Source organism: Pseudomonas sp. N040, from assembly GCF_015637705.1.
Taxonomy (GTDB): domain Bacteria; phylum Pseudomonadota; class Gammaproteobacteria; order Pseudomonadales; family Pseudomonadaceae; genus Aquipseudomonas.
This window is the reverse complement of the sequence record NZ_JADOBE010000013.1, coordinates 55,870-66,919: the sequence shown is the minus strand read 5'-3', so window position 1 is coordinate 66,919 and position 11,050 is coordinate 55,870. Positions and strand designations below refer to the sequence as shown.

12 protein-coding genes are annotated in these 11,050 nt (G+C 66.2%); 4 read left to right on the top strand and 8 right to left on the bottom strand.

The window, feature by feature from the left end:
- Positions 1-2: 2 nt before the first annotated feature.
- From ISX93_RS16500 to ISX93_RS16475, 6 genes are all read right to left on the bottom strand, one after another.
- Positions 3-920 (bottom strand): alpha/beta hydrolase, encoded by a 918-nt coding sequence (locus ISX93_RS16500; RefSeq protein ID WP_195777689.1) that lies wholly within the window; start codon positions 918-920, stop codon positions 3-5.
- A 152-nt stretch (positions 921-1,072) separates the two neighbouring features.
- Entirely contained in the window at positions 1,073-1,417 is a 345-nt protein-coding gene (locus tag ISX93_RS16495) for an ATP-binding protein (RefSeq protein ID WP_195779857.1), read from the bottom strand.
- A gap of 58 nt (positions 1,418-1,475) precedes the next feature.
- Complete coding sequence (phnE, locus tag ISX93_RS16490) at positions 1,476-2,243, bottom strand: phosphonate ABC transporter, permease protein PhnE (protein ID WP_195779856.1); 768 nt, start codon at positions 2,241-2,243, stop codon at positions 1,476-1,478.
- Positions 2,240-3,076 carry a PhnE/PtxC family ABC transporter permease gene (locus ISX93_RS16485; protein WP_195779855.1) on the bottom strand — a complete coding sequence of 279 codons (837 nt, stop codon included), beginning with the start codon at positions 3,074-3,076 and terminating at the stop codon, positions 2,240-2,242. Before ISX93_RS16485 ends, phnE begins: the two co-directional genes overlap by 4 nt.
- Positions 3,070-3,876 (bottom strand): phosphonate ABC transporter ATP-binding protein, encoded by an 807-nt coding sequence (locus ISX93_RS16480; RefSeq protein WP_195779854.1) that lies wholly within the window; start codon positions 3,874-3,876, stop codon positions 3,070-3,072. Before ISX93_RS16480 ends, ISX93_RS16485 begins: the two co-directional genes overlap by 7 nt.
- A complete protein-coding gene (locus ISX93_RS16475) occupies positions 3,873-4,724 on the bottom strand; it encodes a putative selenate ABC transporter substrate-binding protein (protein WP_195779853.1) in 852 nt (283 codons plus the stop codon). The genes ISX93_RS16480 and ISX93_RS16475 overlap by 4 nt, the downstream gene beginning before the upstream one ends.
- A 338-nt stretch (positions 4,725-5,062) precedes the next feature.
- Between ISX93_RS16475 and ISX93_RS16470 the strand changes: the two genes are divergently transcribed.
- Positions 5,063-5,752 carry a phosphoribosyltransferase gene (locus tag ISX93_RS16470; protein WP_195779852.1) on the top strand — a complete coding sequence of 230 codons (690 nt, stop codon included), beginning with the start codon at positions 5,063-5,065 and terminating at the stop codon, positions 5,750-5,752.
- Positions 5,753-6,258: 506 nt separating this feature from the next.
- Here the strand turns inward: ISX93_RS16470 and ISX93_RS16465 are convergent.
- The gene (locus ISX93_RS16465; protein WP_195779851.1) at positions 6,259-6,801 is read right to left on the bottom strand and encodes a phosphoribosyltransferase family protein; all 543 of its coding nucleotides are present in this window, start codon (positions 6,799-6,801) and stop codon (positions 6,259-6,261) included.
- 140 nt (positions 6,802-6,941) lie between these two features.
- Between ISX93_RS16465 and cfa the strand changes: the two genes are divergently transcribed.
- From cfa to mnmH, 3 genes are all read left to right on the top strand, one after another.
- On the top strand, positions 6,942-8,114 hold the full coding sequence (gene cfa / locus ISX93_RS16460) for a cyclopropane fatty acyl phospholipid synthase (protein ID WP_195779850.1): 1,173 nt from the start codon (positions 6,942-6,944) through the stop codon (positions 8,112-8,114).
- A gap of 111 nt (positions 8,115-8,225) precedes the next feature.
- Positions 8,226-9,260 carry a selenide, water dikinase SelD gene (selD, locus tag ISX93_RS16455; protein WP_195779849.1) on the top strand — a complete coding sequence of 345 codons (1,035 nt, stop codon included), beginning with the start codon at positions 8,226-8,228 and terminating at the stop codon, positions 9,258-9,260.
- A complete protein-coding gene (gene mnmH / locus ISX93_RS16450; protein WP_195779848.1) occupies positions 9,260-10,366 on the top strand; it encodes a tRNA 2-selenouridine(34) synthase MnmH in 1,107 nt (368 codons plus the stop codon). The genes selD and mnmH overlap by 1 nt, the downstream gene beginning before the upstream one ends.
- Before the next feature lie 9 nt (positions 10,367-10,375).
- On the opposite strand, the gene ISX93_RS16445 is transcribed toward mnmH, so the two are convergent.
- Entirely contained in the window at positions 10,376-11,029 is a 654-nt protein-coding gene (locus ISX93_RS16445) for a potassium channel family protein (protein WP_195779847.1), read from the bottom strand.
- Positions 11,030-11,050: the final 21 nt, after the last annotated feature.

Genomic DNA, 11,050 nt, shown 5'->3' with positions numbered 1-11,050 from the left:
TATCATTTTGCGGGAATGGTCGGCACGTTGCGCCGCAGGAACTCCAGTTGATCGCCCACCACCTGCTCGAAGGCTGTGCCCACGTATATATCGAAGTGGCCGTGGGGATAGCGTTTGATCTCGTGACGCGGTGCGCGCTGGGCATGCCGCAGCGTCTGCTTCGATGGTGCCACGCTATCGGGGTCGCACACACAGAACAGCACAGGAGCGCGGATAGAGGGGGTTCTGCGTCCGGGGTAGTAGCGAATCAGATCCAGGGCAAAACGCGCGGAGGCCTCGTTGCGACAGGACTCGCCTGGTGGGATCAGGCTGTTGTAACCATCCCAGCTATCCGGCGAGGTCATAAATGCAGTCGTCCCCGGTCGACCGGCGAGCGGAATCAAAATGGGCCTGGCGCCGAACCACGAGCCGATGCGGTCGACCAGACCCAGCAGGCTGACCCGGAGTGACACCAGGGGTTCGGTCGCGAGAATGGAAGCCAGTCCGTCGGTGAAGGGGCATTGGGAGATGACCGCAGCCACTTTCGCATCCTCGGCAGCAATAGTCAGCACATGTCCGCCACCGAATGAGGTGCCCCAGAGGGCTAGCCGATCCGGATCTACATCATCCATGCGGCGGACATGAGCTATCGCGGCCTTCCAATCCTCAAGCTGACGCTTGATGTCCAGCAACTGGCGCGGCTCGCCCTCGCTGTCACCAAAGTGCCGATAGTCGAACACCAGGCAGGCGTAGCCGGCGGCGACAAAGCGTTCGGCGAACGCAGGAAGTCGCATCTTGCGTGTACCACCCAGTCCGTGCGCCATCACCACCACAGGAAAAGGCCCGGGGCCCAATGGGCGGTAGAAGTCAGCTATACAACGAGAACCGCCTGAAACGAACTGGATTGTCGATGGCACTACGTGGTCGGTGATGGTGTTCATGAATGATGACATCCGCTGGAATGGCTGGAACAGTGCCAAACGCGGACTGTTCCGTAGTGGCTTGGCAGGCCTCCGGTGAGGCTTGGGGTTGTTACGAAACTAGGGGCGCTGCAATTAGGCCTAACCACGGCCTTCGCGATAGAGAATACCTCTCAGAATACAGATGTATCGATCGGTAAAAATAGCAAAAACGCCGCGCCTGAATGGCTACTGGTCACACTGACTTTTCCACCATGGGCCTGCATGATCGACCGAACTGTTGCCAAACCAAACCCACCCGAATCATCGGGCTGGTTGCTGGAAGGGTCACAGCGATAAAACCGCTCGACAAGATGCGGCAGGTGTTCGGCAGCAATCGCATCAAGCTGGTCATGCACACTGATCTCCAGCCCATCCGCCGGGCTCGTGGTGCTGATAGCGCGTGGGATGGCTATCGCTGCGCTCGACCCATCCTGCAGCGAGTTTCTCACCGGCAGCTGCTGGCCGTCATCAATCATTCCCAACAGCCTCTATTTGACAGCAGTCCTGACTGGCAGGTGCTTGCCCGTGCCGGTCTCAAGCCTTCAACCACCGCTGGCGCAGGCTGCTGCTGCAGCCATCGACCAGCAGCACCAGCAGCAGCATGGCCAGGATCACCGTGGCGGCCTGGGCTTCCTGGAACAGGCTGAGGCTGACGTAGAGCATCTGTCCCAGGCCGCCGGCGCCGACGAAGCCGAGCACGCTGGCCATGCGGATGTTGTTTTCCCAGCGGTACAGGCTGTAGGCGATCAGTTGCGGCAGGATGCCGGGCAGGGTGGCGTAACAGAAGGCGCCGAGGGCCGAGCTGCCGGACAGGCGCAACGCCGTAGCCGGCTCGCTGGGGGCGTTTTCCAGCGCCTCGGCGAACAGCCGGCCCAGCACGCCAGTGGTATGCAGGGCCAGCGCCAGGGTGCCGGCGTTCGGCCCGAGACCGGCGGCCAGCACCATCAGCGCCGCCCACACCAGTTCCGGCACAGCGCGCAGGGCATTCAGCAGCAGGCGGGCCAGGGCTTGCGCCAGGTGGCCGAAGCGACCCGCGGCCGGCAGCGCCAGCAACAGGCCGGTCACGACTGCCAGCAGGGTGCCGGTGGCGGACATCGCCAGGGTTTCCAGGGCGCCCTGGCCAACCGCCCGCAGGTGTGCTGCGGACAGGTCCGGGTGCAGGAAGTTGCCGGCGTAGCGGCCCATCTGTGCGAGGCTGGCGCTGCTGAACAGGCCGGCCAGGTCGAGCTGCAGCCAGGCGAAGGCGCCGACTACTGCGAGCAGGATGGCCAGCAGCGTGCCGAGATCGATCAGCCGCTTCATTGCAGCCGTCCGCGCAACAGCCGACTGAGCAGGTCGGCGCACAGCACCAGCAGCAGGAAGGTCAGCAACAGGCTGGCCACTTCGGCGCCGGCGAACATGCGCAGGGAAAAGTCCATCTGCTGGCCGAGGCCGCCGGCGCCGACGAAGCCCATCACCACCGAGGCGCGGATCGCGCACTCCCAGCGGTACACGGTGTAGGACAGCAGTTCGCTGGCGGCGCTGGGCAACACGCCATAGGCGAACGCCGCCAGCCGGCTGCTGCCGGCCAGCAGCAGGGCGCGACTCGGGCGCTGGTCGACCGACTCGAAGATTTCCGCATAGACCTTGCCGAGCATGCCGCTGTAGGTGATGGCGATGGCCAGCACTCCGGCAGTCGGGCCGAGGCCGACGGCGCGCACGAACAGCAGCGCCCAGACGATCTCAGGCACGCTGCGCAGCACGATCAGCAGGCCGCGCACTGGCCAGCGCAGGGCCTGGGCCCACCAGGCCGGGCGGCCGTGGCGCAGTAGCGCCGAGATCGACAGGGCGCGGCTGGCGAGCAGGGCGCCCGGCACCGCCAGCAGCAAGGCCAGGCACAGCCCGGTGGTGGCGATGGCCAGGGTCTGCAGGGTGGCCTGCAGCAGCAGTTCGAGGAATTCCGCGTCATGCGCCGGCGGCCAGAAGCCGGCGAGGAACTTGCCCATGGTGGCGGCGTTGTCGGCCTGCCACAGCACCGCCAGGTCCAGTTCGCTCAGCGTCAGCCCGGGCCACAGCAAGGCCAGCGCCACGCCGGTCAGCAGCAGCCGCGGCAAGGCTGCCGGGTCACGTGGCTGGGGCGCGAGCGGAGTCAGCATCGCGGAATATGCAGGGTGACGGCGGGCGGCACGGGCGAGGCGGCCACGCGCGCCTGCAGCTGTTCATTGGCGTACAGGGCGTCGAGGTCGGCCGGGCTGACCGCGCTGCTCGGCTTGTCGAACAGGATGCGCCCTTCGCGCAGGCCGATGATCCGCGGGAAGTGCGCCAGCGCCAGATCCACCGCATGCAGGCTGGCGATCAGGCTGATGCCCCTGGCCTGCGCCGCGTTGCCGAGGATTTCCAGGCAGTGCCCGGCGAGCACCGGGTCCATCGCCGAAACCGGCTCGTCGGCGAGGATCAGCGCCGGATCCTGGTACAGCACGCGGGCAATGCCGACGCGCTGCAACTGGCCGCCGGACAACTGGTCACAGTGCTCGAACAGCTTGTCGGCCAGATCCAGCTGCGCCAGTGCCGTGGCGGCGCCCGCGCGTTCCAGCGGATAAACCAGGTTGAGCAGGGCCTTGGCCAGCGACCACTGGCCCAGGCGTCCGGCCAGCACGGCGCTGACCACCCGTTGCCGGGGCGGCAGCGGCGGTGCCTGGTGGATCAGGCCGATCTGCCGGCGCAAGGCCTGCAGCCGGCGCCCGGAAAGGCGCCAGGGCGCCTGGCCGAGCAGTTCAAGCTCGCCCGCCGTCGGGCGCAAGGCCGTGGCCAGGATGCGCAACAGGCTGGTTTTCCCAGCCCCCGAGGGGCCGATGATGGCCACTTGCTCGCCGCGATCCACCTGCAGGCTGAGTTCGTTCAGCGCCACCTGGCCATTGGCGTGGGTCAGGCCCACGCCAGACAGCCTCAGGGTCACTTCAACAGGCCGGCAGCACGCGCGGCAGCTTCGATGCCCTGGTAGTTTTCCACCTGGGTCGGGATGAAGCGGGTGGCCGCCTGCAGGTCGAGGATCGCCTTGTCCTGGGGCTTGGTCGGGTCGAGGGCGAGGAAGGCCTGGCTGATCTTCGCGACAAGGGCCGGGTCAAGGTTGCCGCGCACGGTCCAGTTGTAGTCGTAGTAGCTCGGGGTGGTGGCGAACACGTGCACCTTGCGGGTGTCGACCTTGCCGGCCGCGACCAGCTTGTCCCACACGCTGGCGTTGAGCACGCCGCCGTCGACCTTGCCGGCCTCGACCCAGGCCGCGGTGGCGTCATGCGCGCCGGAGTAGGCGACGCGGCTGAAGTACTGCTCGGGGACGATCTGCTCCTGCAGCATGAAATAGCGCGGCATCAGGCTGCCGGAGGTGGACGACACCGAGCCGAAGGCAAAGGTCTTGCCCTTGAGGTCGGCCAGCGACTTGACCGCCGGATCGGCGCTGATGAACTTGCTGGTGAACACCGCATCCTGCTCGCGCTGCACCAGCGGCAGGGCATTGCCGGTCTTCAGGCGGGCCTGGACGAAGGTGAAGCCGCCCAGCCAGGCCAGGTCGACACGGTCGGCGGCCAGCGCCTCGACCACGGCCGGGTAATCGGCCACCGGGATGAATTCGACCTGCATGTCCAGCTGCTGCGCGAGGTATTCGCCCAGCGGCTTGAACTTGCGTTGCAGTTCGGTGGGCGCTTCGTCGGGGATGGCGGTAACGCGCAGCACATCCTGGGCCTGGGCAAGCAGGCTGGACAGGGACAGGGTGAGGCCGGCGACGAGCGCCAGAACGGACTTGAGCATGGAGTTCTCCGGTTCAATAGCGGAAAAAACGACAGTGAAGCGCGCAGCAGCCGAAGGGCGACCGAGGGCGGCCATTCGTCGGCATGCGTGCTTCGCGAGTTGGTAAAGAGCGCGGCGATTATACGGCGCGCGCCGGGAAAGGCCAGCAGAGCCGGGCGGGAGCTGCTATGCCTTTAACGTTGAGGCTGGATGCGTGAGTGGTTGGATGTGCTTTTGGCCGCGTAGGGTGGGCCTTGGCCCACCAATGCTGGACAGATTGTTTCGGTGGGCTAAAGCCCATCCTACGCCGACCCTGCGACATGCGGGTCTTCAATTCTGACTGCGAAGAGGGGGTGAACATGAGCAGCCGAGGCACACTGGAAGTTCCGATCCGCGACCGGGCGGTGGCCGGTCAGGCCCTGGCGCAGCTGTTGCAGGCCTACCGCCAGCGGCCGGATGCAGTGGTACTGGCCCTGCCGCGTGGCGGGGTGCCGGTGGCCTACGAGATTGCCCTGCAGCTGGAGCTGCGTCTCGACCTGCTGCTGGTGCGCAAGCTGGGCATGCCCGGGCATGAAGAGCTGGCCATGGGCGCGATAGCCAGTGGCGGGGTGCGGGTACTCAACAATGAGGTTCTGCGCTATCAGCCGGTTCGGCCTGAGGCTATCGAAGCCGTGGCTGCCCGCGAGAAACTGGAGCTGCAACGCCGTGAGCGGGTCTATCGGGGGCAACGGCCGGCACCGCAGCTGCGTGGCCAGCAGGTGATCCTGGTCGACGATGGCCTGGCCACCGGGGCGACCATGCAGGCGGCGATCCTGGCCGTCCGCCAGCAGGCGCCGGCGCGCATCGTGGTGGCCGTGCCGGTGGCTGCCGCCGACAGCGCGGCGGCCCTGCGCAAGCGTGTCGACGAGCTGGTCTGTCCGCTGCAGGTGGATGAGCTGATCAGCATTGGCCAGTGGTACCGGCACTTCGAGCAGACCAGCGACGAGGAGGTTCTGCACCTGCTGCACCAGGCCTGGCAGCGCGACTGCGAACAGCCGCAGGCGCGATAGTCGCGGAGGGGCTCCCCCTGCGACCTCAACTGATCTCGCCCCTGCGGCACGCGCGCCAACCATCAACCGTGGGGCTTGGCCCACCCCTGCCAGCCTGCCGCTCCACCTGATTGCACCGCGGCTTTTGGTGGGCGTAGGGTGGGCTTCAGCCCACCGAAACAATGTGTCTGGCATTGGTGGGCTAAAGCCCACCCTACGCGGGAACAGGCACGTTTAACCACTGACGCGAACAGCACCTTGATTTGGAGGAGCAACTGTCTTTTGTGGGAGCGGCGGCCTCGCCGCGACAAGGCCCGCATCGGGCCGCCAGGCAGAAGCAAAAGCTCGCGCCGGGGCGGCGCTCCCACAGGACAGGGAAAAACCGCAGCGCCGCTGCGGGACTGAGCTGGATGCTTTTGTAGGAGCGGCGCCCTCGCCGCGAAGCGAACCATCAGGCAACAACAAAAGCTCGCGCCGAGGGCGGCGCTTGTGTCTACAGGCAGAGGTGGCGTCAGCCATCGAGGCCACTAGCTGCGGCGCAGCACCTCGACGCGGAAGTGTTCCTCGTAGGGCGGCACGTTGCACTCGATCACATCGCCGGGCGCCACCTGCAGGCGCAGGCCGACGATGTCGGCGTGGATCGGCTGCTTGCCGATGCAGCGGTCGACCAGCACCGCCGTGCGCACCTCGCGGGCGCCGAGGTGCGCCAGGTAGGCGCAGGTACGCAGCAGCGAATGGCCGTGGTAGAGCACGTCGTCGACCACCAGCAAGGTCTTGTCCGCGAGGTTCAGCTGCGCCAGCTCGGGGTTATCGGTCAGCGCCGTGTTGCCGTGGACCAGCGTGAGGTCATCGGCATAGCGTTTGACCTTGAGGCTGTACAGCGGCAGTTCGGCGGCCCCGCTCAGGCGGGCCAGGCGCTGCTGCAGCATGCGCGCCAGCGGCTCGCCCCGGCGCAGGATGCCGACCAGCAGGGCGTCCGCCGGCAACAGCAGGGCGGCCTCGCGGGCCATGGCATCGAGGACCGCCTGCAGTTCCTGATTGTTGTACAGGCAGAAGCGTTGTTCGGGCATCGGGCGGCTCCTCGGGGCGAATGGTCTAAACATAGTCGCTGCGCGCTTGCCTGGGTAACTGGCGCGCAGGTGTGCAAGTGCTACAACTGTACAAAGTTTGATCAATTTGCATTGCGTGGATCACGCAGCGGGAGGCTCCTATGGCATTGGGCAAGTCGTCACTCCATTTCACCGACGGTTCGCAGCAGCATGGCGGCAGCGGGCGGGCGCGGGCCACCGTCGAAGGCTTGCTGCAGCGCGCCGGCATCGGCATCAACGGTCGCCAGCCGTGGGACATGCAGGTGCGTGACGAGCGCCTGTATGCGCGCGTGCTGTCCGAAGGCACGCTGGGCCTGGGTGAGGCCTGGATGGACGGCTGGTGGGACTGTGCCCGCCTCGACGAGTTCACCAGCCGGGCACTGCGCGCGCGCCTCGACCAGCATATCCGGGTCGGCTGGTACGAGGCCTGGCGCATGCTCTGCGGGCTGCTGGCCAACCTGCAGTCGCGCTCGCGCGCGTTCATCGTCGGCGAGCAGCACTATGACCTGGGCAACCTGCTCTACCAGTGCATGCTCGACCAGCGCATGACCTACACCGGCGGCTACTGGGCGCAGGCCCGCGATCTCGATCAGGCCCAGGAGCACAAGCTCGACCTGAGCTGTCGCAAGCTCGGCCTGCAGCCCGGCCAGCGGGTGCTCGACATTGGCTGCGGCTGGGGCAGCTTTGCCGAATATGCCGCGCGCCACTATGGCGCGCAGGTGGTCGGCATCACCATTTCCCGCGAGCAGGCCGAGCTGGCGCGGCAGCGCTGCCAGGGGCTGCCGGTGGAGATCCGCCTGCAGGACTACCGCGAGGTCAACGAACGCTTCGACCACATCGTCTCGCTGGGCATGTTCGAGCACGTTGGCTGGAAGAACTATGCGACCTATATGCAGGTGGTGCAGCGCTGCCTGCCGGAGGGCGGGCTGTTCCTGCTGCACAGCATCGGCTCCAATTGCAGCCGCCCGCATGCCGATCCGTGGATCGACCGGCATATCTTCCCCAATGGTGGCCTGCCGTCGATCGCACAGATCGGCAAGGCCATCGAGAAGTACTTCGTCATGGAGGACTGGCACAGCTTCGGCGCCGACTACGACCGCACCCTGATGGCCTGGCATGCCAATTTCGAGCGGCACTGGCCGCAACTGGAAGGCCACTATGACCAGCGCTTCCGGCGCATGTGGCGCTATTACCTGCTGACCTGCGCCGGCGCCTTCCGCGCGCGGGACATCCAGTTGTGGCAGATCGTGCTGAGCAAGGGTGGCGTGCCCGGCGGCTACCGCTCGCTGCGTTGAAGTCCGGCCGGGCAAGCGGCGCAAAGCCTGGCCTGCGCGCGGACTTTGCCGGCAGGGCGCGGCACTTTGCTAGAATCGCCGGCCTGATTCCGCCAATGCCGAGTGCGCCCGATGAGTGAACCAATCCGCCTGACCCAGTACAGCCATGGAGCCGGTTGCGGCTGCAAGATTTCGCCGAAGGTGCTGGATGTCATCCTGGCCGGCAGCGGTGCGCAGAACCTCGACCCGAAACTCTGGGTCGGCAACGCCTCGCGGGACGATGCGGCGGTGTACGCGCTGGACGACGAGCGCGGGGTGGTCTCGACCACCGACTTCTTCATGCCGATCGTCGATGACCCCTACGATTTCGGCCGGATCGCCGCGACCAATGCGATCAGCGACATCTACGCCATGGGCGGCGATCCGCTGATGGCCATTGCGATTCTCGGCTGGCCGGTGAATGTGCTGTCGCCGGAAGTGGCGCGCGAGGTGATTCGCGGTGGCCGCGCGGTGTGCGATGCCGCCGGCATTCCCCTGGCCGGCGGGCATTCGATCGATGCACCGGAGCCGATCTTCGGCCTGGCCGTGACCGGGGTGGTGGAAAAGCGCCACATGAAGCGCAACGACACGGCGACCCTCGGCTGCCAGCTCTACCTGACCAAGCCGCTGGGCATCGGCATCCTCACCACCGCCGAGAAGAAAGCCAAGCTGCGCCCCGCTGACGTGGGCCTGGCGCGCGACTGGATGTGCACCCTGAACCAGCCAGGCAGCCGCTTCGGCAAGCTCGCCGGGGTCACGGCGATGACCGATGTCACCGGCTTCGGCCTGCTTGGTCACCTGGTCGAGATGGCCGACGGCAGTGGCCTGACGGCGCGCCTGGATTACGCCGCGGTGCCGCGCCTGCCGGGTGTCGACTATTACCTGGCCGAGGGCTGCGTGCCGGGTGGCACCCTGCGCAACTTCGACAGCTATGGCGAGAAGATCGCGCCGCTCAGCGACGAGCAGCAAGCGCTGCTGTGTGATCCGCAGACCAGTGGCGGCCTGCTGGTCGCCGTGACGGCGGAGGGCGCGGCCGAGTTCCTCGCCGTGGCGGCGCAGTGTGGCCTCGACCTGGCCCCGATCGGCGAACTGGTGGCACGCCAGCGTTTCGCGGTCGAGGTGCTCTGATGCGCGACAACAGCAGCGACTACCACGAGATTTTCCTGCGTGGGGTGCCGATGATGGATGTGCGCGCACCGGTCGAGTTCAGCAAGGGCGCCTTCCCCGGGGTGCTCAACCTGCCGCTGATGAACGACCTGGAACGGCAGAAAGTCGGCACCTGCTACAAGCAGAAAGGCCAGCAGGCGGCGATCGAACTGGGACATTCGCTGGTTTGCGGGCAGCTCAAGGCCGAGCGGGTGGCGCAGTGGGCAGCCTTCGCTCAAGCCAATCCGCAGGGTTACCTGTACTGCTTCCGCGGCGGCCTGCGTTCGCAACTGGTGCAGCAGTGGCTGAAGGAAGTCGGCATCGACTATCCACGGGTGCTGGGCGGCTACAAGGCCATGCGCAGCTTCCTGCTGGAAACCCTCCAGCAGGCGGTGACGCAGTGCGACTTCGTCGTGGTCGGCGGCTTGACCGGCACTGGCAAGACCGATGTGCTGATGGCACTGGATAACCGCCTCGATCTGGAGGGGCATGCCAATCACCGTGGCTCCAGTTTCGGCAAGCGCGCCACCGTGCAACCCGGGCAGATCGACTTCGAGAACAGCCTGGCCATCGACATCCTGCGCAAGCGCGCGGCGGGCATCGACAGCTTCGTGCTGGAGGACGAGAGCCGGCTGGTCGGCCGATGCTCGCTGCCGCTGGAACTGCACCAGGGCATGCAGCGCTTCCCGCTGGTCTGGCTGGAGGACAGCCTGGAGGGCCGGGTACAGCGCATCCTGCGCGATTACGTGATCGACCTGTGCGCCGAATTCATGGCCCTGCATGGCGCGGAGCAGGGCTTCGCGCTGTTTGCCGGGCGCCTGCTGGAAAGCCTGGCGAATATCCACAAGCGCCTGGGCGGCGAGCGCTACCAGCGCCTGCACGAGCTGATGCAGGCGGCACTGGCGGAACAGCAGCGCAGCGCCGATACCAGCCTGCATCAGGGCTGGATCGAAGGCTTGCTGAATGAGTACTACGACCCGATGTATGCCTATCAGCGCGAGAGCAAGGCCGAGCGCATCGAGTTTGCCGGCACCCAGGCAGAAGTGGTGGCTTACCTGCGCGAACGTCGCAAGCCGGCCACGGCCTGATTGCCGGGCTCAGCCGTTGTTCAATTCGTCCACGCTGTCGTCGGCAATCAGCATCAGGCTGCGGGCCATCGACAGGCCGATGAACATCACCCCGGTAACCGCCTCGAAGGTCACCAGCAGGCGCGCCAGCGGGTGGATGGGGTAGATATCGCCATAACCAACCGTGGTCAGGGTGATCAGGCTGAAGTAGGTGAAGTCGTCGGCCTCCAGCGGCGCAATACCGCTGCCGGCAACAAAGGAACCGGGCCGGAAGATCTCGATGCCGTCATACAGGATGGCGAACAGCAGGGCGATCTGCAGGTAAATGGCGACCAGCCCGTAGAGCAGTTCGCCGGTTACCGGGCGTTGCCGGGTCAGGCGGTGTATCAGTGCGGAAAAGAGCAGGGCATAGAGCCCGGCCATGCCGAAATTGCTGATGTGGTAGGACAATATGCCCAGCAGGGTCAGGGCCTTGAGCAGCAGTACGACAATGCCCAGAATCAGTACTGCCCGTTGCATCAGGTGTGGCCTGGGCAGCGCGTTGACTCCGGCCAGCACCAGAAACAGCATGCCGACAAAAACCGCATGCTGGTTGTTCGGGGCACACAGCATGGCAATGATCAATAGCAGCGTGCTGGCCAGCAGCAGGCGGAAACGGAAGCGGATACGCAAGGTGTGCAGCAAGAGGTGTTCTCCACGGCCAGA

Coding starts and splice junctions, on each gene's coding strand:
- ISX93_RS16495 (WP_195779857.1), bottom strand. CDS start 1,417: ATGATTGATGACGGCCAGCAGCTGCCGGTGAGAAACTCGCTGCAGGAT.
- ISX93_RS16500 (WP_195777689.1), bottom strand. CDS start 920: ATGAACACCATCACCGACCACGTAGTGCCATCGACAATCCAGTTCGTT.
- mnmH (WP_195779848.1), top strand. CDS start 9,260: ATGCGCGACAACAGCAGCGACTACCACGAGATTTTCCTGCGTGGGGTG.
- ISX93_RS16475 (WP_195779853.1), bottom strand. CDS start 4,724: ATGCTCAAGTCCGTTCTGGCGCTCGTCGCCGGCCTCACCCTGTCCCTG.
- ISX93_RS16470 (WP_195779852.1), top strand. CDS start 5,063: ATGAGCAGCCGAGGCACACTGGAAGTTCCGATCCGCGACCGGGCGGTG.
- cfa (WP_195779850.1), top strand. CDS start 6,942: ATGGCATTGGGCAAGTCGTCACTCCATTTCACCGACGGTTCGCAGCAG.
- ISX93_RS16465 (WP_195779851.1), bottom strand. CDS start 6,801: ATGCCCGAACAACGCTTCTGCCTGTACAACAATCAGGAACTGCAGGCG.
- ISX93_RS16485 (WP_195779855.1), bottom strand. CDS start 3,076: ATGCTGACTCCGCTCGCGCCCCAGCCACGTGACCCGGCAGCCTTGCCG.
- selD (WP_195779849.1), top strand. CDS start 8,226: ATGAGTGAACCAATCCGCCTGACCCAGTACAGCCATGGAGCCGGTTGC.
- phnE (WP_195779856.1), bottom strand. CDS start 2,243: ATGAAGCGGCTGATCGATCTCGGCACGCTGCTGGCCATCCTGCTCGCA.